The following is a 24,681-nucleotide window of genomic DNA, read 5'->3' on the forward strand; positions in this document are numbered from 1 at the left end:
GACGTCACACCCGCCCCCGCCGGCAGCGGTTGCCGCGTACACGAATTTTTCGTTCGCCGGGCTGCCGCCGTGCAGTTTCGTGTGCCGTCGGGTCGCGACACCCTGGGCGTTGAAACACAAGACGTCCTTGGCGATCGTGTCATCGGTTGATGGCTCGACGCCGACCACCCGAGCAATCAGTTTGCGGTCATCGGCGCGGCCGTATGCATCCGGTTTCTCGCTGGCAGATCCTGAATGTTCCTCGTCTGGTTGTTCGTCGGCGAGCAACTTCGGATTGGCCAACGTCGCAATCGCTCGCAGGGTTCGGCGGGCTTCGGTGCGGACCGTGCGACAAAAGGCATCGGCCAGCGCGCTGAGCGAGGTGTCGGATTTTGGATCGATGAGTTGCTGTGCGATCTCGGCTGCGGCGTGTTTGGAAATCGCATCGAGCGTTCCTTGATGGTAGGGACGTTCGCCATCGCTGAAGTAGCGTTCGAGAGTCCAGAAGCGGCCCATCGCGACACTCCACGTCGCCGCTCGGCAGAGGTCTCGAAAACTGTCGCAGACGCGATCGGGCCAATGCACCAGCAGTGCCGTGGCGACTTCGCCGGTGTCGATCGATTCGCCCAGGTGGGCACCCAGGGCCAGGAAGGCGGAATCGCTGGCGGCATCGATCGGCTTGGCCGTCAATGCTTCGACTTCCTTGTGGCCGCCCGAGACGATCACCTTGGACTCGTCACCGAAGCCTGTGCCGGCGGTGAAATCGATCGGGATCACGCCGCGGTATCCGAGTGCCGCCAGGGCGGGGACCAGGTCGACCGGTGTCATGCCGGAGAGCCGGGCGTAAACCGACGGGGCTTGCCCGATCGCGGCGGAGGCCAAGGCCGTGCCGGATTCAAACAGGTGACGCGCCGATGCCATCGTCATCGCATCGAGGCAGCTCGGATCACCCGCGAAACTGCCGCCCGCCCAGCCGCCGCCCGCCCAACCGACGGTGTCCAGGGAAAGCACTTGGCGAAAGCGATCGAACGACTCGTGGTGTTGCGAGGCGTCGTTGGCCGCAGCCAATTCAGCCGCCACGGTGCCGTCGACCAGGACATTGCGTGGCGTTCCCAGCACGCCATCGCCGTCGTCGTCTTTGGTCGCACTCGCTTCGAAACGGTCCAGCCAGCCGGCCTCGGTCGCGGACTTCAGCACACCGGGGGTTAGCAGAGTCAGGTCGACCAGGTGGGGGTCGCTGGAGAAGTAGTGGTCGCGTTCTTCGGAAAGCGCATCGAAAACATCGTGCAGCGCTTCGGCCGTCGCCACGGCGTCTCGATCGAGGAACGCTTTGGCCGCCGCGACGATCCGGTTCTGTAGGTGCAACTCGTCCAAGTTGCTGGTGTACCGCAGTCGCCGCGTCATGATCTGAATCTGCAGCGACAGGTATCCGGCGGCGTAAAAATCTTCGACTCCCAGCGACCGCGAGGCCGAGGGCAGCGCCGCGCAGCGGGGGTCGGCCGGGTCCAGCCCCAGCGCGACGAGCATCTCCGCACGGTCGGCCCCGGTCACCCAGGTGCACTCGGGATTGGCATCGCACTTGCGACGAAAGTCAGCGGGAATCTGTTTCAACGAGGGATCCGGGACCACGATCACGCGTGGTCCGTCGGGGTTGGGGGGCGTGTCGGCGCGATACCACGTCGGCATTTGCTCGGTCTGGGCCAACAACAGCGGATGCCACAAGATCGTCCAACCGGCCAACAAGCTCCGCGCATCCGAATCGGGACCCCCGACGGGAAAATCTTCCAGGGTGGCCGAAGGGAGCAGAACGGAACACTCGTCAAACGGGGCCATAACGCGGTCGCAACTATGAGGGAAGGGAAGGGGACGGTGGAGTTGGGGGACGTCACAGAGTGTGATGGAAACTTCCGTAGGATCAAAGCCGCCACGCCGAACCGGTAGGGAAAGGCAGTCAGGGGCTGGCCGAAGCGGCTAAAAGCGGCGTGTCCGGCGGACAAATAATTTGACGCCGGATACGGTCGACGGATAGACTAGTAGCGTGGCGGGGACCGGATCGGCAGCGGCGGAGCGATTTTTTCTGCCGCGACGATGTATTCTCGGCGGTCGCCGGAACGCGACGTGTCGTCAACGGTTCGGGTTCCTGTAATCATTCTTTTCTCTTATCTCCTGATCTATCCCCTCTCGCGAAGGTGCAGCTTGGAAAAGTTTGCCGTAGAAATTCATGGTGCAATTTTGGGGCAATCAGCACATTCGGAACGCACAGGGTGGTGTAAATTCGACAACGTACCCGGCCGAGCGTGGAGAAGACGGCAGTGTCGGAGTACCCTGCCGGGACGGGATGCATTGCATTTTTCGACGTTGATTCGCAATCGAGTCTAAAAATCTGTCACAATTCAGCCAAAGATCGCCCAAGGATTCTCGCCATCCATCGTTTATTCCATTGTGCCGCTGGCACGTTCGTGTTCGACCCGGTCGCCCGCCAGAGCGGGTTGTCGGCGAGCGGTTCGAGCGGTTGTCACATTGGACAGCGAGACCGGTGGGGCACGAGACGGGCCACCAGTCGGGCCACCAGCCAACAGCGTGATGTCGCATGAGCTGCTCCCGCTGCACAGTCAATCGCCGATTTCACTCATCACTTTTTCGTTAGCGTTCAACCATGGCCAAGAGCTCTTCAGTTTGGGGAATCGAAATCGGACAATCAGCGCTCAAGGCGTTGCGTTGTTCGCTCGTGGATGACGAAGTTGTCGCCACCGCGTTCGACTACATCGAATACCCCAAAATCTTAAGTCAGCCCGAAGCGGTCCCCGAAGAATTGATTGCCGACGCGATCAATCAGCTGCTCGAACGCAACGAGGGGATGACTGACAAGATCTGCATCAGCGTCCCCGGCCAGAGCGGTCTGTCGAAGTTTTTCAAACCGCCGCCGGTCGAAGTCAAAAAGATCGCCGACCTGGTCCGCTACGAGGCTCGTCAACAAATCCCGTTCGAACTGTCCGACGTGGTCTGGGATTACCAGATGATGCCCGGCAGCATGGTCGAAGACGGTTACGCACTGGACAGCGAAGTCGGTTTGTTCGCGATGAAACGTGAACAAGCCAATCGCCAGTTGGCCCCGTTCGACACCGCCAATCTGGAAGTCGACGTCGTCCAATTGGCTCCGATCGCGTTGTACAACATGGTCGCCTATGACCGCATGGGCGATCGGCTCGACGGTGAAATCTTCAACTCGGACGAACCGCCTCCGTCCAGCGTGATCCTGTCGATCGGAACCGACAGCTCGGACTTGATCGTCACCAACGGGTTCCGAATTTGGCAGCGCAGCATGCCGATCGGCGGGAATCACTTCACCCGCCAGTTGACCAAAGACTTGAAGATGACGTTCGCCAAGGCCGAACACATCAAACGCAACGCCCGCGAGGCGGTTGATCCGAAGCTGATTTTCCAAACGATGCGGCCGGTGTTTAACGACCTGGTCACCGAAGTCCAACGTTCGATCGGGTTCTTCCGCAGCATCGATCGCAAAGCCGACATCACCGAGCTGTTGATCACCGGCAACACGGTCAAGATGCCGGGTCTGGCAGCCTATCTGGGCAAGAATCTGGGCTTCGAAGTCCACACCCTGGACCGCTTCAATCGCTTGGGTGGCGACGACGTGCTGGCCATCCCCACGTTCCGCGACAACGCGACGACCTTTGCGGTCTGTTACGGATTGTGTCTGCAAGGGTTGGGCATCTCGCAAATCCACGCCAGCCTGGTCCCGCAGGAAATCATCACGCAGCGGATGATTCGTGCCAAGAAACCCTGGACCGTCGCCGGGTTGGCCGTGCTGATGTTCGGGATGTCGGCCAATTTCTACTTCACCCAGAACAGTTGGAAAGAAAGCCACGACGACCTTTGGAAACAAGCCAATGCGTCGGTGACCAGCATGGAGAGCTATGCCCAAGATCACCGCGGCACCGATAGCGAACTGGAAAAGAAACTGACCTACCTGAACGCGGTCGGCGAAGAGATCACCGGTGATGCGGAAAACCGTGTCCTGTGGATGGAACTGATCCGCGGCGTCAATCAGATCATCCCACGCGGGGTCTACGAAGGCGTCGAACCCGGCCAGATGCCCAGCCCCAAACAGGTGCCCTACGAAGATCGGATCGATTTCCAAATCACGTCCTTCGAGACCAAGTACTTCGAAGACATCGCCGATTGGTACGAAAAGCGAAAGAAGCGATTCGCCGACGAAAAGGCTGACTGGGAGAAACTGATGAACATTCCCAAGGAGCCGGGCGCGATGGCCACCGAACCCGAACCGCCCACCGGGCCGTACTGGGTCGTCGAATTGCAAGGCTATCACTACTTCAACAATCCCGATCGCGTCGGCTTGCACGGTAACAACCACACCCGCAAGTACCTGACGACGGCGTTCCTGGATCCTAGCCGGTTGCCGCCTGATGTCGCCAACCGCGTCATCCGCCTGCCCGATCCGAACGATCCCTCCGCTGAACCGATCGAATACACCCCCGCCGAACTCGGCATCAGCTACCCGTTGATGCTGAACATCGAAAAGGCGATCGAAACGTCGATCCCGAACCCGGACTATGAACCCCCGGTTGCCGGCACGGTCGTTGCGACGACGGAGGTCGATCCCGATGCCGAACCGGAATTCTTCAAGGCCCGGCGGATGGACTTTTCGTTCCAATTCCTTTGGACCCCGACGACCCATTCGCAGCGAATGGAAGCCAAACGTTTGAAGGCCGAGGAAGAGGCGGCGTTGCAAGGCGAGGAGCCGCCCGTCGAGGAAACCCTGGACGATACCGTCGCCGCCACTCCGTAGTCCCGCGTCACACCACGCATCCGTTCAATCACTTTTTTCACTTTTCGCAACCCACGCAATCATCATGGACCAAGTCAAAGAGTACCTGGCCGTCGCTATCAAGCATGGATTCTGGATCGGCAGCTCGATTGTCCTGATCGGGGCCTTGACCGTCTGGTATCTGTCGACGAGTGATCTGAACGAAAAGACGGAATCGCAGATCCGCAAGATCGAAGGTGACGTTCAGAAAGTGTCGCAGTATCGCAGCGAGCTGCCGACCCAGCCGAACGATCTGTCTCATCAGTGGATGAACGAAAAAATCGAGATCCGCAAAGAAGAAGTCCTTCAGGCCTGGCAAAATGTGTTCGACGCACAGCGGGATATTTTGACGTGGCCCACCAAGTTGAAAGATGACTTTCTGATCGAATTCAAGTACGTCAAAGACCCCGAAACCGGAATCGTCGATCGCAACAAACTCAAACTGCCGTTCGAAAAATACGAGCCTTTCCCGCCGTCGTCCGACCCCGATCAGGTCAACCCCGAGCTGCTGCGTCGCTACGAGCAGTACATCGGCGAGACGCTGCCGAGTTACGCGGAAATTGCCGGTGCGAAATGGACCGCCGACTTTTCCAAACGCGCCGGCGGAATGGCGGAAAGCTACGGGATGGACGACATGATGATGATGGGGGCGGGACCGACCCGACAGGTCAAACGCAGTATCACCGGAGCCATCGAGGAACCGGTCGTGATCTGGAGTACGTCCAGCCAAGAGACGGTGCTCAAGGATCTGTTCCCCTGGCGCGGGGTCAAGGAGTATCCGTCGGAACTTGATGTGTACTACTCGCAAGAAAACCTTTGGATCCTGCGACAGTTGCTGCAAATCATCGCCGCCGTCAACGGAGGGGCGCAGCAATCGTTCGAAGCCGAAATCCGAGAAATCAAAAAACTCGCGATCGGAAAGTCGGTCACCTTCAACCAGGGCAACATCTCCGATCCGGGGTCACGCGTCACCGCCGGCTTTGGCGGGATGGGGATGGATGACATGGAAGGCTACGGCGACATGGACATGTATGAGATGGATAGCATGGGACCTGACGGCAGCGGTGGCATCGAGAGCGAAGGCTCCGACCCCGGCGACAGCCGTTATGTCAACACGGCCAACGAACCCATCGATGCCGCATCGCTGCGGAGTGCCTTCAGCAGCAACGACCCGGGACAAGTCGCGATCGCGGTAGCCAAACGCGTTCCCGTTATGTTGCACTTGCAAATGAACCAACAAAGCGTCGCCAGACTGCTGGCCGCCTGCGGTAGTGCACCGCTGATGGTCGATGTCCGCCAAGTCCGCGTCCTGCCCAAGGGAGGCTCTGCCAGCGGAGGTGGAGGCGGTGGCGACATGATGGGCATGGAAGACGAAATGATGGGCGACATGGGCATGGGAGGCATGGGCATGGGTGGCATGGGAGGCATGGGAGGCATGGGCGGTGGAGCGACCGTCGGAGCCCTCGAGGAATACCCGATGGACATGGAAGTGGAGATCTATGGTCTGATCTACTTCTATAATCCGCCCAGCGAAGAGTCGCTCGGTATCGATAAGGTGAAAGACGATGTCACGATCGACGAATCTGCCGAAGTGATCGACGCGCTACCAGGTCCGACCGACACCGAGCCGGCGACAACGGCCGAACCGCCGACCGCCACACCGCCGACGACGACACCGCCAGCGACAACACCGCCGGCGACCACGCCACCGGCAACAACACCGCCGGCAACAACACCGCCGGCGACCACGCCACCGGCTGCAACACCGCCGGCGACCACGCCACCGGCCGCGACGCCACCGACCGCGATGGCGATTCCCGTCGCGTCACCCTAGCGTAAAAACCCCCTCCTCCCCGGCCCGTGAAACGATTGCGGGCCTGATTTTCGACCATTACCCGATGAACCAAAGTACCTGCTGACAGGGGAACATCATGGACGCCGATAAACTGAAAGACTTTGCCGTCTACAATTTCGAAAAGCTGATCGTTGCGATTGTGGTGCTGCTGTCCGCCTTCTTGGTCTACAGCGGACTTGGCAAGCCGATCATCACGGAGAAGCACGACCCGGAGCGTTTGGCCCAGAGTGCGACCGAAGTGAAACGGCAGGTCGATGACGACCACACCGATGCGATCGTCAAAAACGAGGAAAATCCCCGCGAGCCGAAATTCGACATCGCGCTGGAACAAAGCAAGTTCCTGCAACCGATCAAATCCAGCCTCTATCAACCCGATCCGTGGGATTTGTCCAAGGCGAGCAAAGAAAAGGTGCGCCGCAAGGATCCCGTGCTTGCCAAACCGGCAGCGGTCCGAACGACCGGCGTGATCGCGTCGCTGGCCTACCGATCGCAAGACGGCACCTATGCGCTAGTCGATCTCGAGCCCGCCGACGAAGTGGAAGTGGTGGAAGTCAAACCAAAACGCTCCCGACGAAGCCGTCGTCAGAACCCCATGGACATGATGATGGGTAGCGAAGGCGACATGGACATGATGGACATGGAAATGGACATGATGGGCATGGACATGATGGGGATGGATGAGATGTCACCGACCGGCGCATCGGGGCCGATCCGAAAACTCGCCGCCGACAAGAACCTCGGCACGACGGCCAAGAAGACTCAGCACCTGACAACCGGTGCGGACCAGCCCCCCGTCCCCGGCATCGGGCTGTTCATCGCCGGGACGGCGGTGATTCCCCACAAACAGTTGATCGATGCGTACCAAGAAGCGCTCTCCTACGCGGCCGAATACGATCCGGTCAAACGTGACCTGCCGCGTTACGTCGCCTACCAGGTTCAACGGGCCGATGTCACCAACAAATCCGTCGATCAATTGACCGATGCGGACTGGATCCTCCGCGACAGCAACGACACGACAATTTGGAATGCCGCCAATTACTGGTCCGGCTTTGCGCCCGAGTTGGTTCCCGATGATTACCGAATTCCCGGGGTCACCATGTGGATTCCCCCGGTGTTGCTGGACCCCTACGCCAGTTTTGCCAACCATCCGTTGATTCCGTTGAAGACCAAACGGGCGCTGCTGGCCGAGCAGATGGAAAAAGAAGCCGCAGAAGAGAAAGCGAACTCCGGCCCAGTCGATATCGGACAATTTGAAATCGATATCGCCGGCGGTCAGACGCGATCCTACGGTGGCGGCATGGACGATGGTTACGATATGGACATGGGGATGGACATGGATATGGACATGGACATGGACATGGATATGGACATGGGATATGGCGGGGGCAGGGGCGCCGGCAGGTCAGCCCATGAAGGCAAACCCGCCGAAGAAAACCCCGTCGACTACAAACTGCTCCGCTTCTATGACTTTGCCTACATCCAAGGCAAAACCTACAAGGTGGGCGGCAAAGTCGTGGGGATGGACCCGAGAGCACCGCGGATGAATCGCCAGTACGTTTATCGCGTGCGTTTCGCCGTCAATGATCCCAACTTCCCCAAGTCGCCAGAGCTGCAACCGAAGAGTCGCAATCTGGATCCGGAAGCCTACAAGCGTTACGTGACGCTGTCGGCCGAAGCCGAACAGACTCAAAAACGAAACTACAAACGTTGGAGCGAGTGGAGTGATCCGAGTGCCCCGACGTCGCTGCCGCCAGTCGATCGCGTCGCCTTTGGCAGTGTGAAACCCTACAAGCCGCGTGTCGTGAACGCCGGCAATCGAAGGATCGAGATCGAATCCGATCCGCCCAAGGCAGAAGTCGTTGCGTCGAGTTTCGATCCACGTCTCGGCGTTTTCGTGCCGGCCCGGATGGAGGCAACCGAAGGCACCGTGTTGAGCACCGAAGTCGAATCGGCCGAAGTCGTCGATCCGATCACCCTGGAAGTCAAGAAGACCAGCGAGCCGAAGGTCATCAAGTCGTCCGCAACCGTGATCGACGTTGAAGGCGGTGCACCGCTGGAAATCGTTGATGACGAAACCATCATCGAACCCGGAATCTTCTTGATGGTCGACAGCAATGGGAAGCTGCAAGTCCGGGATGCGACCGAAGAGCAGCGGGTCTATCGGATCCAATCCTTCGCCGAAGAACGTGGTCTGTAACGGATTAGATAGAAACAGGATGTACGATTTTGCACGCGGGCCGTTCCCGCGAACACGCCCGCGACGGCAACGCCGTCACGAATGGTCCCGACGTCTGGTTGCCGAATCCTCGCTCACCCCGAGCGACCTGATTTGGCCGATCTTTGTCCATCCGGGAACGGGGGCCCAAGCGATTGAGTCCCTGCCGGGAGTCGAGCGATTGGGAACCGACAAGATCGTGGATGCCGCCAAGCGCGCCTGCGATTTGGGGATCCCGGCGATCGCGGTTTTTCCGGCGACGCCCGCGGAATTGAAAACCCCCGACGCCGCCGAGGCGACCAACCCCGAGAACTTGGTCTGCCAAACGGTCCGCCAAATCAAAGCGGCGGTCGGCGACACGTTGGGAATCATTTGCGACGTCGCCCTCGACCCGTACAGCAGCCACGGTCACGATGGAATCGTGCGCGACGGAGACGTTGTCAACGACGAAACCGTGAGCATTCTGGCCCAACAAGCGGTGGTGCAGGCCGATGCCGGATGCGACATCATCGCGCCCAGCGACATGATGGATGGCCGCGTCGGTGCAATCCGCGACGCGCTGGAAGCGGCCGGCCACGTCAACGTTCAAATCATGTCTTACGCGGCCAAGTACGCCAGCGCGTTCTACGGCCCGTTTCGCGAAGCCGTCGGATCCAAGGGCAACTTGGGTGGGGCCAGCAAGAAAACCTATCAACAATCCCCCGCGCAAGCCGACGAAGCCTTGCACGAAGTGGCGCTGGATTTAGCCGAAGGCGCCGATTCGGTGATGGTCAAACCCGGCATGCCTTATTTGGATATCGTCACCAACGTCAAACAAACCTTTGGCGTGCCGACCTTCGTGTACCAGGTCAGCGGTGAATACGCGATGTTGTCGGCAGCCGGACAACTCGGCTGGCTCAACCGCCGTGACGTCGCGATAGAAAGCCTGTTGGGGTTCAAACGCGCCGGTGCCGACGGCATCCTGACCTACTTCGCCCCCGAAGCCGCCCAGTGGCTGAGTGAGTAAGTCACGCCGTGCGTGACGGCCGGACGTAGGTCACGCTGTGCGTGACGGATGGAGGTAGGTCACGCTGTGCGTGACGGATGGAGGTAGGTCACGCTGTGCGTGACGGGACTGGCATGCACAGCATGCCCTACGGGACAGGCATGCACAGCATGCCCTACGGGACTGGCATGCACAGCATGCCCTACGGTTCAGTCGGCCAACTCTTTGATCGTCTCGGTCCCCAAGCGAACAATTCGCCAGTCGGGCAGCACGTCTCCGCCGATCGACTGATACACATCGATCGCATTTTGGTTCCAATCCAAGACGGCCCATTCCATCCGCCCGCAATCCCTCTCGATGGCAATGTGGGCCAGTTTTCGCAGCAACGACTTCCCGATTCCCAACCGGCGAAAGTTGGGGCGGACGTAGATATCTTCCAAGTAGATGCCGGGTTTACAGAGAAACGTCGAGAAGTTTTGGAAGTAAATCGCGTACCCGACCAACTGGCGTTCGGATTCGTCTTGGTGAACCGTCTGGGCCACCAACGCTTCGGCGCAGCGGCGGACGAACAGCGCATCGTGCATGTCGTCTTCACTGGCGGTCAATTGATGCTCCAGCTTTTCAAAGATCGCCAGTTCACGAAGCATCTGGAAAATTTCTGGAACGTCGATGGGACGCGCCGCACGGATTTCGAAGGCAGGTTCAGGCATGGTGGGACAAAACGGGTTCGTTGATTCAATCAGCGGTGGGGGATTACCAGAAACGTCAGTCGAAACGTTTGGGGGCGTCCTACGTTTACGTAAAGCATCCCGATGATGCAGTCGCAGTCAACCGTGAAGTCCCCCAAACCGATTGATCGATACGTCCGGATCGATCGACAGCCAAAGCGAATATGGAAACGATCAACGGCCGCTTCTTGCCAGACGATTCAGAAGGGCCCCAGCATTCGCCGGTCACCCCGCCCAGGTCGGACCCGTCGGCAGACCCGCCCCACCACGCCGACCCGGATCGAACCGACAACCACACGCCGCTCGCCGACGAATCTGAGGAGGCTGATTCGTTGGCAACCGTTTGGGGAGCGGGCGCGACGTCCGAACCCGAGCGGCCAACGGGCGAGCCTTCCGGACGCTCGGGTGCCGCACCTCGCCAGCGGGAAACCGGCCTGTCCGAGGCCGAATGCACCCTCGGTTCCGCTTCCGGTGGGCACCGCGAAACAGCGGAATCTGGTGAAGACGATCAACGCCGTGATTGTGATCGCTATGTCGAACTCGGTGAGCTCGGCCGCGGCGGCTGGGGTGTGGTTCAGCGCGCCCTCGATCGCCAACTACAACGCGAGGTCGCCGTCAAACGCATCAGCAATCCGGGAAAGATCCAGCCGAGCGAACGAGAACAGTTTCTGCACGAGGCGCGGATCACGAGCGGGCTTCAGCACCCTGGCGTGGTCCCCGTTCACGAGTTGGTCGCCGACGAATCGGGCGACACCTACTACGTGATGAAGCTGCTCGAAGGCGACACGTTGCGTCATCACATTCGCACCGCACATGCCAAGCAATCCGAACGCAAGTGGCTCCGGCACGAATTGCTCGAAGCGATCACTCCGCTGTTGCTTCGATTCATCGATGTGTGCAACGCAGTGGCCTATGCCCATCGACGCGGCATCATCCACCGTGATCTGAAACCCACCAATGTGATGGCCGGTGCCTTCGGTGAAACGATCGTCGTGGATTGGGGGCTGGCACGCTACATCGACGACGAGGACGACGGCGGTGAAACAACGGTCCAGGGGCCGGCAAAACAAAACGATCAATCGGGCAGCTATCGTTCGTCGTCACCGATGGAGTCCGAGGGCAGCGTGATCGGCACGCCGACGTACATGGCGCCCGAACAGGCGCGGGGGGAACTCGCCTCCATGGGCAGCCACAGCGACATCTATTCGCTCGGGGTGATCCTTTACGAAATCATCGCGGGGACTCATCCGCACAAGGGGCTGGACATCAAATCGGTGCTCCGCCGCGCCCGCGAAGGTGAATTCACGCCGCTACGAGAGATGCAGCCCTGTGTCCCGAAACCGTTGGAAGAGATCGTCCACACTGCGATGGATCCTACCGCGGAACGAAGGTATTGCGATGTCGAAAGCCTGGCCGATGATGTGCAACGATTTATGACGGGGTTGCGCGTGTCGGTCCATGACGAAACTCTGGTCGAGCGATGTTCCCGTTGGTGTGGGCGACACCGTGCACTCGCATCCACCATCGGTTTGGCGATCGTGGGTTTGATGATCGTCTCGGTGATCAGCGCGTTGGTGATCCGCTCGGCGCACCAGGCAGAGCGTCAAGCGAGGATCGAAGCTCGCGAGGCCCATCACGAGTCTCTTGAGCGTCTCGTCGATGCACGCGACACCGCGGACACGTGGTTGGTCGATCTGAGCGGTTCCTTGCAATTCCATCCGGCGATGACGCCGCTGAGGAACGAGCTGATCGGACAAGCCCTGAAGCAATACCAGCGGTTGATCGAACAGCCGATCGATCCGATCGCAGATCGATTCAGCAACGAACTTGACGCCGATGCCTTTAAAACCAACACCCTGGTCTGGTTGGAACGCGTCAAGTGCCATTTGCGTTTAGGCGACCTGCATCGGATGCGTGGGCAGGCCGAGCAATCGTACGAACACTTTGCCAAGGCGGAGTCCATTCTGGCCGGCTTGGGGCACGCTGTAGATACCATCACACCGGTCTCGATGCACCGGTTGGGTGCCGCTTCGCCGCTTGGCGACAGTTGGTTCCTCCACGCGCCCTCGCTGCATGAACTTGTTCGTTTGGAAAAGATCAACACGACGATCGGCAGGGCGTTGGCGACCGAGTCGTCACCCACGCTCGCCGATGCGATCGGAGCCCGCGAGCAGCTTCAACACTGGTTGCCTTTCGAACCGCCGCCGGTTTCCGACGCCGCACCCTCCACGTTCGTCGCCCGTGCGATTTCAGCTTTGGTCCGCTTGGAATTGGTGATTGAACGCACCCAGGCATCGACATCCCCGTCGGCAAGACGTGTGTTTTCTGCGGATCGCTATCAGAACGCCGTCGGTTGGGCACGCTGGCTGGCCGATCATCGGGGCGATCCCTGCGACATGAAGCTTTATGAGACGATCGCGACCGAGCACGCCCAACGCTTTAGCCGACGCGGCGATTTCACCGCCTCGCACCAAGCGTGGACGCAATTGATCGATCATCTCAGTGAGCGTCTGCAGTCCGCCGGCGAACGATCCGATTGGATGCAATCACTCGCCCACGCCAAATTGCGTCGCGCCGAAGTGGCCGTCCAGCTGGGACGCAAGGATGAGGCTGCGGAGGACTACGCCAGTTCGATCGAGGATTTAGAGCGCACTTGGTTATTGGCCGACGCCGACGAGTTCTTTCGCGTTAACTTGGCCACCGCGGAAAACAACCTGGGGCGATTGTGGGTCAATGGGAACGACCAGCAACGCCAACAAGCGAAGCAATTGTTTGCCCGATCGATCGCCACCTATCAACAACTGCTCAGCGAATCGGCGACTCCGGACATTCTGCGGCGGCTGGCACAAACCCACACCGCGATGGCCGAAGCGATCGATGCATCGAGCGACGGCAGCGACGGAACTTCTGCCGCCAAGCAGCTCGAGCATCTGCAACACGCCAACCTGGCCTACGAGATCTTACGTGATCAAGAGCTGCTCGTGGACACCGACCGACTCAATTGGGCCACCACGTTGGTCGATCGACGCCAGATCGATCCCGAGGCGGTCGATCCCAAAACCATCCGCACACTATTGGAAGAGATTGATTTGGAGGCGCTTTCCGGACCACAACGCGGCAAGTATCAATCGTTATTGGCGACGTTGCGTTGATCGGTTCAGAGTGGCGGTGTTGAATGATACAATCACTACCAGCGCAATGACTGATCTTGAGAATCGTGGATTCGCGGCTGAAGATTCCATGCACGGCAAGATCGGGTGCGGTGATTGTCCGATTGTGACCCATCTTTATGGGCCCCATCGACACACTTCAAAGCGCCTTTCCAACTTGACGAATTGACATGATGCCCGCTGCGATGAATCCAGATCCCCTCAAGGGCGACACAAACCCCGATTGCTTGCTCGGTTCCCCCCAGGGTGTCGCCGGCGCGCGCAGTGGTCAGCCGGTGCAGCTGGAACCGGAAGCCACGTTGCAGCGTTCGCCAGATCAGTCGTTTGGTTCTCGCAACGATCAATCGTGTCTGGTGCAGATTTATCCTGCTGACGTTGTTGATGGGATGTTGCTGATCGAGAAAGATGAATTGACGATCGGCCGCGAAGCCGGTTCGGACTTGATGCTGAGCGACACCAGTGTTTCGCGTCAACACGCCGTCATTCGTCGCACCGAGGCGGGCTTTGAACTCGAAGACTTGGGCAGCACCAATGGAACGTTCATCGGCGGCCGTCCAGTCACTCGTGTTCGATTGAACTCCGGTGACACGATTCGTTTCGGCAGTTTTCTGTTCAAGTTCCTTTCGGCCGGAAGCGTCGAATCGCAGTATCACGAAACGGTTTATTCGGCGCTGACACGCGATGCGTTGACCGGGACGATGAACAAACGCTACTTGCTGGAAACACTCAGTCGTTCGATTGCCGCCGCGGTCCGCCAGCGTCAGCCGGTCACCGTGGTGATGTTAGACATCGATCATTTCAAGAGCGTCAACGACACCTATGGACACTTGGTCGGCGACGAAGTGCTGCGGGAATTCGGCCGGCGCGTCTCCACCGGCTGTCGCGAAGACGATTTGTTGGCGCGTTACGGAGGCGAAGAGTTCTGTCTGTTGCTCTCGGCGACCGGTGCCGAGGAAGCCTTCGACGTCGCCGAGCGGTGTCGCAAGGCGGTCTGCGACCAACCCTTCGAGACCGCTGCTGGACCGCTCAAGATCACCGCAAGTTTCGGTTTTGCGGTGCTCAATCAAGAGCACAGTGAAACGGGATTGGAGCTGATCCACCGCGCCGACGAGAAACTATACGAAGCCAAACGCAGCGGGCGAAACCGTGTTTGCGGCGACGGCGTCGCCTAAGACACGTCGCTCTGGATCGCGCGGCGCTGGATCGCGCCGTGTACCTTTCAATCGCCGACGCCCAGGTCATCGTCAAAGCTGGCCAGAATCAGTTTCAATTCTGATTCTTCGTGGCTTTCGAAACTCGTTTTAAACGCCTTGAACCGACGCGTCAGCTTGTTGATGTGTTCGACGGCTTCGCAATTCAGTTCCAAAATCAGATCGGCCAGATCACGGATTTGTGAAAACAAGGTCGAGTGTTGGGCCCGCAGTGTTTCGGCGGTCAGGCTCAGATGTGGCGCGATGTCGACGGCATCATCAAAGTAACCATAAGCCTCTTCGAGAGAGAAGTGGATTGCCAATTGGTCTCTCAATTCGGCGAGTCCGGCGATCAATTCCGGCCAATGATTCTTTGCCGTCTCGGGGTGCGCAAACATCGGAATCAGGCGATCCCAGAGTGATTTCAACTGACGGTTGTCGTCTTTGATCTCTCTCAGAAAAGCAGCGTTGACGGTCAAACGACCGACCGGTTTGCTGGCTAAGCCTTCTCCAGATGATTTCCCAGCGGCGAGCTGGTTACTTGGCGCGAGCGCGTCAGACATCGGCATGATCCTTTTGTTTTGAGGCTACTTTCATTGTAACCACCAATTCCAACTCGCGAAGTTTTTTGCATGCTTTTTGATCGATCTTGGCAGTCTGTGCGGCCCGCCCTCGACGGGTAAGCGCGATTGCCCAAGCTGGTCATGCATTCCAGATGGAAAACGGCATCACGTCCTCAATGCGATCGGCACCGACCTGCAGCATCAGCAGACGGTCCACCCCCAACGCCACGCCACTACATGGGGGGAATCCCGCACGCATGGCTTCGACCAGGGTCGTTTCGGCGGCCAGACGACTGCGTCCCGATGCGGTTCGCTTGCGGTTGTTTTCGGCGTACCTTGCCAACAGCACGTCGGCATCGAGCAGTTCGTCATACCCGTTAGCCAATTCAACCCCACGGACATACAGTTCGAATCGGGCGGCACATTCAGGGTCGTGCGTCGACGGTTTTGCCAACGCGGCTTGCGACAGTGGGTAATCAGTCAACAGCGCCGGCCGTTGTTGCCCCAGCTTCGGCGCGATCCGTGCGGACAACAGATAGTCGAGCATCTGATCGCGATCCTTGGCGATCGTTGCCGCCAGCGACGCGTCCAGTTTCGCCACGTGATCGCATAAGTCGCCAATGGAAACATCGATCGGATCGAATCCGAGTTGTTCGACAAAGGCATCGCGGTAACGGATCGAATCATAGCCGTCGGCGGCCAGCATCTTGGAAACGAATTGGCCGGTCAGTCGCATCGCTGATTCAAAATCGCCGCCGACTTCGTACCACTCCAGCATCGTGAATTCGATGTTGTGCAACGCACCGCATTCGCCGCCACGGAACACCGGACCGATGCTGTAGATCGAGGGTGCTCCGCCGGCCAGCATGCGTTTCATCGCTGACTCGGGAGACGTCTGCAAGTAAAACCGCTGGGGAAGACGCGGATCCGAAATCCCGAGCGACTCCGTTTCAACGGCCAACGGATCCAGATAGGCATCGACCACACAATCGCGCGACAGGCATGGTGGTTGCGTTTCCAGGAAGCCGTGCTCGTCGAAAAAGCGACGCGTCTGGCGAAGCAACTCGGCACGCGCCGCTAGATGGTTTACATTGGCCATGACCACACTCATGTTCTTCGTGGCATCACGTTCGTCCTTTTCCACGCGACACCCTTTGTGAATTCTTCTTCGCCAGATCGTTACGCACGCCAACGCCAATTCGCGCCGATCGGCGTCCAGGGACAAGACCGGATCGAACGCGCCCAGGTCGCCATCCTGGGGTGCGGCGCACTCGGGACGGTGGCGGCGGAACTATTGTGTCGCGCCGGCGTGGGCCAGATTCGAATCATTGATCGTGATGTTGTCGAGTGGACGAATCTGCAACGACAATCACTCTTTGACAGCGAAGATGCCCGTCTGGGGGTCAGCAAGGCCGAAGCCGCGTGTCGCAGGCTGCGGCAGATCAACGATCAGGTGCAGACCACTGCGGTCGTGACCGACATCAACGCCGGTAACATCGAATCCGTTTTAGCCGGTGCAGAGTTGGTGATCGACGCGACGGATAATTTCGGCATTCGGTTTTTGTTGAATGACTGGGCCCTGTCGACCGGCACTGCGTGGGTGCATGGCGGCTGCGTCGGGGCGAGCGGTCAGGTGCGCCTGTTTGATGGAGCCGACCGCCCGTGTTTTCGCTGTCTGGTCCCCAACCTTCCGCCGGCAGGCGTCGTCGACACCTGCGATACCGCCGGCGTGATCGGACCGGCGACCCACGCGATCGCCAGCTTGCAGGCGGCCGAAGCGCTCAAGTGGATTTCGGGCAATCGACAAGCCGTTTCCGAAGACGTGTTGTCGATCGATCTGTGGAACAACCGAGTCCGCCAAGTCAAACTCGATCGGGCCATCGCGCCCGAGTGCACCGCCTGTGTACGGCGCGACTTTGAATTCCTCCGCGGCGACGCCCTTGGCAGCAGCGAAGGGGCGTTGTGCGGACGCGACGCCGTGCAACTCAATCCACAGGGCGACAACGTGCAGATCGACTTGCAGGCCATGGCGCGACGTTGGGAAGCGATCGGTCCGGTCCAATCGACTCGCTTCTTCACACGATTGCAGGTCGATGAGGCGACCCAGCTGACGTTGTTCCGCGACGGCCGCGTCGTCGTTCAAGGAACCGATGATCTGGCGCGCGCCCGATCACTTTTCGATCGGTTTGTCGGCAACTGAGACGTCCTTTCGGCGGCCTGGACCGGTATAAAGGCATCTTATCGCTTCGGACAACTTCCATCCCTCGATCCCACGAAAGGCTTCTCATGCACGGAAAAGATGCGATTCGCAGCGCGTACCAACTCAGCCGAATGGTCCTCACGTCGTATGTCAGTGATCTGACCGATAGCGAGCTACTGACCCGGCCGGCCAAAGGCTGTAACCATGTGGCTTGGCAGCTCGGCCACTTGATCAGCTCGGAGTGCGGATTGCTCAATTCGGTAGCGCCGGGGGCTGCCATCGAATTGCCCGAAGGCTTTGCCGAGAAACACAGCAAGGAAAACACGGCGAGTGACGATCCGGCGGACTTCGCGAGCCAGGAAGAGTATTTGGCGTACTTCCCCAAGCTGCAAGAAGCGGCCTTCAACGCGTTGGATGCCCTCTCCGACGAAGACCTGGCCAAAGAAGCCCCCGAGCATCTGCGCCAGATTTGTCCCAACGTGGGAGGCGTGTTTGTTCTGATCGCGACGCACCCGATGATGCACGCCGGCCAGTTCGTACCGGTGCGGCGAATACTGGACAAGCCGGTGTTGATTTAATCACGGACCGAGCGGGGCCATTCAATCGAGGGTCGAGCATCCCGGAGGGGTGCCAGCATGTAGCCGCAGGTCAGCGCAGCGCCACCTCCGGTAATCGGAGCGCCGGGATCTCGCTCGCGGGCCGAGCATCCCGGCGGGATGCCAGCAAGTAGCCGGAGGTCAGCGCAGCGCCACCTCCGGGAAGCACGCCTGAAAGTCCCATCGACCCCGGCGGGGTCGCAGCGAATCAATCCGCCGGTGGTGCCGCAGTTCGCCTAGCGGAAAGAGATTGATCGGGAGGCTTGAACGTTGCTGCAGGCCGGATTCGAGAGCGCGGGCGCCATTCGCTTCGACACCCTCCGGGGTCGCGTCCGGCAGGGGCCGGATGTCCGGAGGTTTCGCTGCGCTCACCTCCGGCTACTGGCTTTGACCCCGTTCGGGGTCATGCCTGCGAATCCAGCATCCGGGCGAATCGCCGGAGGTCAACGCAGTCTCTCCCCCGGGCAACCTACAGCCGCACCGGGATGCCGGCGTCGCGCATCACCTGCTTGGTTTCGGCGATGGTGTATTGGCCGAAGTGAAAAATGCTCGCCGCCAGTGCCGCGCTGGCTTTGCCTTTCAGGATGGCTTCGGCCAAGTGGGTCGGGTTCCCGGCCCCTCCGCTGGCGACGACCGGGATGTTCACTGCGTCGCTGACCGCGGCGGTGACGGGCAAATCGTAACCGTCGCAGGTTCCGTCGGCGTCCATGCTGGTCAACACGATCTCGCCGGCGCCGAGTTCTTGGACGGTTTTGGCCCAAGCGACAGCCTCCAGCCCCGTCGGTTTTCGTCCACCATTGATGTGGACCTCCCAGAACTCCTGGCCGTCTTTGAGCACCCGCTTGGGGTCGATGTTGACGACGATGCATTGGCTTCCGAAGCGGTCGGCGGCCTTGCGGACGAACTCGGGGTCTTTGCAGGCGGCGGAGTTGATGGACACCTTGTCGCAGCCGGCATTGAGCAGATCGCGGACGTCTTCGATCGATCGGACGCCTCCGCCGACGGTCAGCGGCATGAAAACGCAGTCCGCGGTCCGCCGAACGACGTCCAAAATGATGTCGCGTTCTTCGTGGCTGGCGGTGATATCCAGAAAGACCAGTTCGTCAGCCCCTTCGGCTTCGTAACGGCTGGCCACCTGGACCGGATCGCCCGCATCCCGCAAATTGACAAAATTGGTTCCTTTGACAACGCGTCCGCCATGCACGTCCAGACACGGGATCACTCGGGCAGCTAACATCGATCGGGTTCGGATTTTGTTTGGTGAATCAGAAAATACGGGGTGTGATCGACGTGTTATAGGTCAATCAGCGGTCGGCTCGAAGGGTGGCAACGGTGCGTCCGGTTGACCTTGAGGGATCGCGAATTTAATTTGCAACAGCGGTTTTGAGCATCGGATCCAAAACCACGTCGTTCCCCGTCGTCGCCCCTTCCTCTCTCAGGCTTCCCCCCCGTGTCAAACGTCACCCCGGTTCGAAACGCGCTTATCAGTGTCAGCGACAAGCTGGGCCTGGCCGATCTAGCGGCCGGATTGCAGCGAGACGGTGTGACGATCTACAGCACCGGTGGAACGCGTCGTCACTTGGAACAATCGGGCATCGACGTCCTGGACGTCGCCGAGTACACCGGTTTTCCCGAGATGCTCGACGGTCGCGTGAAAACGCTGCATCCCAAAGTGTTTGGCGGCATTTTGGCGATCCGCGATCGGGAGGATCACATCGATTCGATCGAAGAGCACGACATCGTCCCGTTCGACTTGGTCGTCGTCAATTTGTATCCCTTTGCCGCCACCGCCTCGCGGCCCGGTGTCACGTTTGAAGAGTGTGTCGAGCAAATCGACATCGGCGGGCCGAGTTTGGTCCGCGCCGCGGCCAAGAATCACCGCGATGTCGCGGTCGCCACCAGCCCCGAACAATATGGCGAGTTGCTCGAGCAGCTCGATTCCGGCGGCACGACGCTGGAACTGCGGAAACAATTGGCCGCCGATGCCTTCGATCATACCGCGGCCTACGACCGAGCGATCGCGGATTACATGCGTGGCGATTCGATCGCCGGTGAGTTCCCCTCGTCGATGCACCTGGCACTTCGTCGCAAGAGCCAATTGCGATACGGCGAAAACCCGCACCAGCGTGCGGCGTTGTATTGCGATCCGACCATCCGCAGTGCCAATCTGGTTTCGGCCCGTCAGATCAGCGGCAAAGAACTGTCCTACAACAACTTGCTGGACCTCGATTCGGCACTGGAGATCGTTCGCGGTTTATCCAATCCGGCCGTTTCGGTGATCAAGCACAACAACCCTTGCGGCGCCGCCAGCGACGTCAAACTCGTCGACGCCTGTCGCAAAGCCCTCGCGGGTGATCCCTTGAGTGCGTTCGGTTCGGTGTTGGGCTTCAACAAGACCGTCGACATGGCCACGGCCGAATTGCTCTGTGAACCGGGATTGTTTATCGAAGCGATCGTCGCGCCGGACTTCGAAGCCGGTGCGGTGGGACTGTTGACCACGCGTCCGCGTTGGCGCGAGAACGTGCGACTGATGCAAGTCGGCATCCTGGATGATCCGCCACCGGCGATTCAACGTCGCTTCATCAGCGGCGGGATGTTGGTGCAAGACGCCGACCGCATGACCAGCCCGCGCGTGCAGTGGGAAACGCCCACGGAAACCAAGGTCGACGAAGAACTCTGGGATGACTTGGTTTTCGGCTGGGAAATGGTCCGGCACGTCAAAAGCAACGCCATCGTGTTGGCCAACGACACGTCCCTGGTCGGTGTCGGAGCCGGTCAGATGAGTCGCGTCGATAGCGTGGAAATCGCGATCGAAAAGGCGGGGGATCGCGCCAAGGGTGCGATCCTGGCCTCCGATGCGTTTTTCCCCTTCCCCGATTCGATCGAGGCGGCTGCCGAGGCCGGCATTGTGGCGATCATCCAACCCGGCGGTTCACGCCGCGACAACGAAGTCGTGGAAGCCTGTGACCAATATGACCTGCCGATGGTGTTGACCGGACGACGACACTTCAAACACTAGGCTGGACACCAACGATTGCCGGACAGGTAGGCTTTCACCATGACGATCCTTGATGACATTCTGGTCAAAACCCGCCAGACGATCGCGCGCGATCGGGCCGCCGTTTCGTCGGATCGATTGGAGTCCGAGCTGGATGGCTTGCCGCCCTGCCGTGACTTTCATGGTGCCCTGGCGGCCGGCCAACGCGTCAATCTGATCGCGGAAGTCAAACGCGCGAGCCCCTCGGCGGGCCTGATCCGTGAAGACTTTGACCCCGCTGAAATCGCCAAGTGTTACGTCGAGGGTGGCGCCGCATGCATCAGCGTGCTGACCGACGAACCGTTTTTTCAAGGTTCGCTGGATTATCTGCGAGCCGTTCGCGCGGCGGTCGACATTCCGATCTTGCGAAAGGACTTTATCGTCGATCGCTACCAATTGCTTCAGGCGCGTCACGCCGGTGCTGATTGCGTGTTGCTGATCGCCGAATGCTTGCCACCGGATGAATTGAAACAGCTTCACGAGTTCGCCACCGAGCTCGGCATGCAGACCTTGATCGAGTTGTTTGACCCTGAGAATTTGGACGCCGTGTTGGCCACCGGGACCAAGTTGGTCGGAGTCAACAACCGTGATCTCAGGACGTTCAAGACGACGCTGCAGCACACCTTGGATCTCTGCCCATCGATTCCACCGGATCGCTTGATCGTCGGGGAAAGCGGCATCCGGGAACACGCGGACCTGTTGCGGTTGGCCAGCGGCGGCGTCAAGGCTGTGCTGGTGGGCGAATCGCTGATGAGAAAGGACGACATCACCGCTGCAGTTCGAGAGTTATTGGGATGAACGTTCGCAACAGACGTTTTGTGGTGCCCCTGGTCGCCTGTCTGTTGTTTGCCATCGGCGTGACGTTCGCGGCGGTGCGTACCGTCACGCGTTATCAAACGCCCGGTTCTACCAATCCCGCGACACAAGGGATGTGCGACTTTCACAACGGGCTGTACTTTCCCGCCACCGCGCTGTTGGCTGGTAAAAGTCCCTATGGCCAGCAGTATGCCGACGAGTACCCGGTGTCGCGCCAAATTCCGTTTTTCTCGCCCGTCATTCTGGTGCTGCACGCGCCGCTGACGTTCTTGCCGCTGCCGGTCGCTGACGTTCTGTTCTTTGCGCTCTCGGTGGTGCTTGTGATCGTGTTGGCGACGTTGTGTGTCAACGCCGCCGGCGTGGGCAGTCGTACGGGCGGGGCCGCCGGCGCAGGCGGGCGTTTGACATGGATCGCATCGATCTCCGCGGCGATCATGTTTTCCCGCAGCGGTCACATTTCGCTTTACAACGGTTACTTCACGATCGAGTTGGCGTTGGCGACGATCGCCGCAATCCACTTTGCGAAAGACCGCCCGGTGGTCGCGGCCGTCGCGCTCACGCTGGTGTCGGCCAAACCGACATTCATCTTGCCGCTGGGTTTTCTGATGCTGGCCCGCGGAAACTACAAAGCGTTGGCGTTGGGCGCCACGATCAGCCTGCTCGGCGCGGGGCTGCCGATGACCTACCTGGCCTATCATGAAGGCATTCGGGCGACCGGTTCGATCGACATGGCCGCCGGATTTGACAAGATCGTCGACGACATCGGATCGGCGCAACAGGTCCACATGCAAACCCAGGATGAATCACCAGTCGATTCATGGACGCGATTGGACGCCTTGGCTACGGTTTGCAAATGGACCGGCAGCGATCCCGGACAATTCGTTCACCTGGCTGTGATGATGCTGATTTTGGCGTGGCCGATGTTGATTCTGTTTTACCGATCGCGGCGTGGTCTGGACGACGGTGTCGCCGGAGGAACCGGCTGTTTGATGCTCGTCACGCTCCTGACGAGTCTGTACCACCAATCCTATGACGCGATGATCGTCGTTGCCCCGACAGTCGGCTTGCTGCTGGCGTGTACCGATTTCTGGAGGTCGGTTTCGCCTTCGACCCGCGGGGTGCTCGGCGCCCTGATGGTGTTTCCAGCGTTCAATTACCTTTCCACGCGAAGCTTTCTGACGCGTTTGGACTTGGGCGAGGTCGGATTCGGGGTGATCACCAGCCTCAGCGGTGTGGCGTTGATGATCGCGTGGGCGGTGATTTGCGTGCTGTTTACGCGTTACTCCATCGGACGGTGGCCCGCTCGCTGACGCTTTTGCGTGAAAAGGGGGGGCGCCGCACGTATAATCGCTATTGCCCCGTCCCTTTGCCTGACCAAATCGCTTCAACTGGCTTGTTGCCGCCACGGGCCTGTCTAGACTGCATCAGACAGCATGAATTCGCACCTGGAACCTTCTTCGATATTGCCCGATGGACGATCTCTTCCGCGCCGAACCCGAGCCCCAGGTTTCCGAGTCGTCGGGACCGTTGGGCTCTCACGTCGTTGACACGCGTGCCCCTCGATTCCGGCCCGCCAAAGTCTTTCTCGCGCTTCCGGCGTACAACGAACAGGAAGCGTTGCCGGAATTGCTGGAACGGATTGGCGAATCGTTTGCAGACACCGGCCTGCCCTACGAAGTCGTTGTGGTCGACGACGGCAGCACCGACAACACCGCACAAATCGTTTCACAGTTGTCGTTCCAGATGCCGTTGCATCTGGTCCAGCATCAGCAAAACCAAGGCTTGGGGACGACAATTCGCGACGCACTTCGCGAGGCCGTGGATCGCGCCGGCGAGCGTGACATCATCGTCACGATGGACGCCGATAACACGCACCCACCGGGTTTGATCGATCGGATGGTGCGGATGATCCACGAAGGCTGCGACGTCGTGATCGCCTCGCGATTTGAGTCCGGCGGCTGTGCCGTCGGCGTACCGATCGAGCGACATTTTTTGTCCGTCGGCGCGCGGCTGTTGTTTACGGTTCTGTTTCCCACGCGTGGCGTCCGCGATTACACCTCCGGGTTTCGTGCCTATCGAGCTTCGGTGATCCGTCAGGGCTTTGCCGATCACGGCGATGCGTTTGTCGGTGAAAAAGGCTTCTCTTGCATGGCGGACATCTTGTTGAAACTGCGCAAACAAGGCGTCTTATTCGGCGAGGCACCGTTGCGTCTGCGTTACGACCGCAAAGGCGGCGCGAGCAAGATGCAGGTTTTTAAAACCATCTGGTTGACGCTGAAGCTGCTCACCCGCCACCGTTTGCGAGGGCGGTAGTCGTGCCTGACAAGGACGAACACGCGTCACCCAAGAAGCGCTGGTTGGTCATCGGCGGCGGCGTGATGGGACTGAAGATCGCCGACGAGCTGGCCGGCAAGGGCCAAGACGTGACCATCGCCGAAGCCGCCCCCAGCTTTGGCGGGCTGACCAGCGCCTGGCAACTCGGCGACGTCACTTGGGATCGC

At 59.7% G+C, this 24,681-nt stretch carries 17 protein-coding genes and 1 pseudogene; 13 read left to right on the forward strand and 5 right to left on the reverse strand.

The annotated features are described in order from the left end of the window. A pseudogene (locus ABX749_RS00765) lies at positions 1 to 1,812 on the reverse strand (hypothetical protein); the annotation flags it as partial. A gap of 823 nt (positions 1,813 to 2,635) precedes the next feature. On the opposite strand from ABX749_RS00765, the gene pilM reads away from it, so the two are divergent. From pilM to hemB, 4 genes are all read left to right on the forward strand, one after another. Beyond that, positions 2,636 to 4,807 carry a type IV pilus assembly protein PilM gene (gene pilM / locus ABX749_RS00770; RefSeq protein ID WP_372894330.1) on the forward strand — a complete coding sequence of 724 codons (2,172 nt, stop codon included), beginning with the start codon at positions 2,636 to 2,638 and terminating at the stop codon, positions 4,805 to 4,807. Between the two features lie 64 nt (positions 4,808 to 4,871). Beyond that, positions 4,872 to 6,659 (forward strand): hypothetical protein, encoded by a 1,788-nt coding sequence (locus ABX749_RS00775; RefSeq protein ID WP_372894331.1) that lies wholly within the window; start codon positions 4,872 to 4,874, stop codon positions 6,657 to 6,659. Positions 6,660 to 6,756: 97 nt separating this feature from the next. Continuing rightward, the gene (locus tag ABX749_RS00780) at positions 6,757 to 8,877 is read left to right on the forward strand and encodes a hypothetical protein (RefSeq protein WP_372894332.1); all 2,121 of its coding nucleotides are present in this window, start codon (positions 6,757 to 6,759) and stop codon (positions 8,875 to 8,877) included. A gap of 19 nt (positions 8,878 to 8,896) precedes the next feature. Then, the gene (gene hemB / locus ABX749_RS00785) at positions 8,897 to 9,901 is read left to right on the forward strand and encodes a porphobilinogen synthase (protein WP_372894333.1); all 1,005 of its coding nucleotides are present in this window, start codon (positions 8,897 to 8,899) and stop codon (positions 9,899 to 9,901) included. Positions 9,902 to 10,089: 188 nt separating this feature from the next. On the opposite strand, the gene ABX749_RS00790 is transcribed toward hemB, so the two are convergent. After that, the gene (locus ABX749_RS00790) at positions 10,090 to 10,527 is read right to left on the reverse strand and encodes an N-acetyltransferase family protein (protein ID WP_372894334.1); all 438 of its coding nucleotides are present in this window, start codon (positions 10,525 to 10,527) and stop codon (positions 10,090 to 10,092) included. A 245-nt stretch (positions 10,528 to 10,772) separates the two neighbouring features. Here ABX749_RS00790 and ABX749_RS00795 point away from each other — a divergent pair, with 245 nt between their 5' ends. Together ABX749_RS00795 and ABX749_RS00800 are read left to right on the forward strand one after the other, a co-directional pair. Continuing rightward, positions 10,773 to 13,760, forward strand: a complete 2,988-nt coding sequence (locus ABX749_RS00795) for a serine/threonine-protein kinase (RefSeq protein WP_372894335.1) — start codon at positions 10,773 to 10,775, stop codon at positions 13,758 to 13,760. A 203-nt stretch (positions 13,761 to 13,963) separates the two neighbouring features. Next, positions 13,964 to 14,950: a GGDEF domain-containing protein gene (locus tag ABX749_RS00800; protein ID WP_372894336.1), complete on the forward strand. Its 987-nt coding sequence runs from the start codon at positions 13,964 to 13,966 to the stop codon at positions 14,948 to 14,950. A 47-nt stretch (positions 14,951 to 14,997) separates the two neighbouring features. On the opposite strand, the gene ABX749_RS00805 is transcribed toward ABX749_RS00800, so the two are convergent. Together ABX749_RS00805 and epmA are read right to left on the reverse strand one after the other, a co-directional pair. Then, positions 14,998 to 15,531, reverse strand: coding sequence for a hemerythrin domain-containing protein (locus ABX749_RS00805; RefSeq protein ID WP_145209805.1), 534 nt, complete (start codon positions 15,529 to 15,531; stop codon positions 14,998 to 15,000). Between the two features lie 139 nt (positions 15,532 to 15,670). Continuing rightward, positions 15,671 to 16,675 carry an EF-P lysine aminoacylase EpmA gene (gene epmA / locus ABX749_RS00810; protein ID WP_372894337.1) on the reverse strand — a complete coding sequence of 335 codons (1,005 nt, stop codon included), beginning with the start codon at positions 16,673 to 16,675 and terminating at the stop codon, positions 15,671 to 15,673. A 12-nt stretch (positions 16,676 to 16,687) separates the two neighbouring features. On the opposite strand from epmA, the gene ABX749_RS00815 reads away from it, so the two are divergent. Further along, positions 16,688 to 17,731, forward strand: a complete 1,044-nt coding sequence (locus ABX749_RS00815) for a ThiF family adenylyltransferase (protein ID WP_372894338.1) — start codon at positions 16,688 to 16,690, stop codon at positions 17,729 to 17,731. Positions 17,732 to 17,817: 86 nt separating this feature from the next. Beyond that, positions 17,818 to 18,309, forward strand: a complete 492-nt coding sequence (locus tag ABX749_RS00820; RefSeq protein WP_372894339.1) for a DinB family protein — start codon at positions 17,818 to 17,820, stop codon at positions 18,307 to 18,309. A 487-nt stretch (positions 18,310 to 18,796) separates the two neighbouring features. Here ABX749_RS00820 and hisF read toward each other — a convergent pair whose 3' ends face one another. Then, on the reverse strand, positions 18,797 to 19,564 hold the full coding sequence (gene hisF, locus ABX749_RS00825) for an imidazole glycerol phosphate synthase subunit HisF (RefSeq protein ID WP_372894340.1): 768 nt from the start codon (positions 19,562 to 19,564) through the stop codon (positions 18,797 to 18,799). A 213-nt stretch (positions 19,565 to 19,777) separates the two neighbouring features. Between hisF and purH the strand changes: the two genes are divergently transcribed. The 5 genes from purH to ABX749_RS00850 form a co-directional block, all read left to right on the forward strand. Continuing rightward, positions 19,778 to 21,346, forward strand: a complete 1,569-nt coding sequence (purH, locus tag ABX749_RS00830) for a bifunctional phosphoribosylaminoimidazolecarboxamide formyltransferase/IMP cyclohydrolase (protein ID WP_095742439.1) — start codon at positions 19,778 to 19,780, stop codon at positions 21,344 to 21,346. Between the two features lie 39 nt (positions 21,347 to 21,385). Continuing rightward, entirely contained in the window at positions 21,386 to 22,162 is a 777-nt protein-coding gene (gene trpC, locus ABX749_RS00835; protein ID WP_372894341.1) for an indole-3-glycerol phosphate synthase TrpC, read from the forward strand. After that, positions 22,159 to 23,490: a glycosyltransferase 87 family protein gene (locus tag ABX749_RS00840; protein ID WP_372894342.1), complete on the forward strand. Its 1,332-nt coding sequence runs from the start codon at positions 22,159 to 22,161 to the stop codon at positions 23,488 to 23,490. The genes trpC and ABX749_RS00840 overlap by 4 nt, the downstream gene beginning before the upstream one ends. Before the next feature lie 160 nt (positions 23,491 to 23,650). Then, positions 23,651 to 24,493, forward strand: a complete 843-nt coding sequence (locus ABX749_RS00845; protein WP_372894343.1) for a glycosyltransferase — start codon at positions 23,651 to 23,653, stop codon at positions 24,491 to 24,493. 2 nt (positions 24,494 to 24,495) lie between these two features. After that, positions 24,496 to 24,681, forward strand: a 186-nt coding sequence (locus tag ABX749_RS00850) for an FAD-dependent oxidoreductase (RefSeq protein ID WP_372894344.1), incomplete at its 3' end; no start/stop codon positions are given.

Origin of the sequence: Stieleria sp. (genome assembly GCF_041595215.1) — a bacterium.
Taxonomy (GTDB): Bacteria; Planctomycetota; Planctomycetia; order Pirellulales; family Pirellulaceae; genus Stieleria; species Stieleria magnilauensis.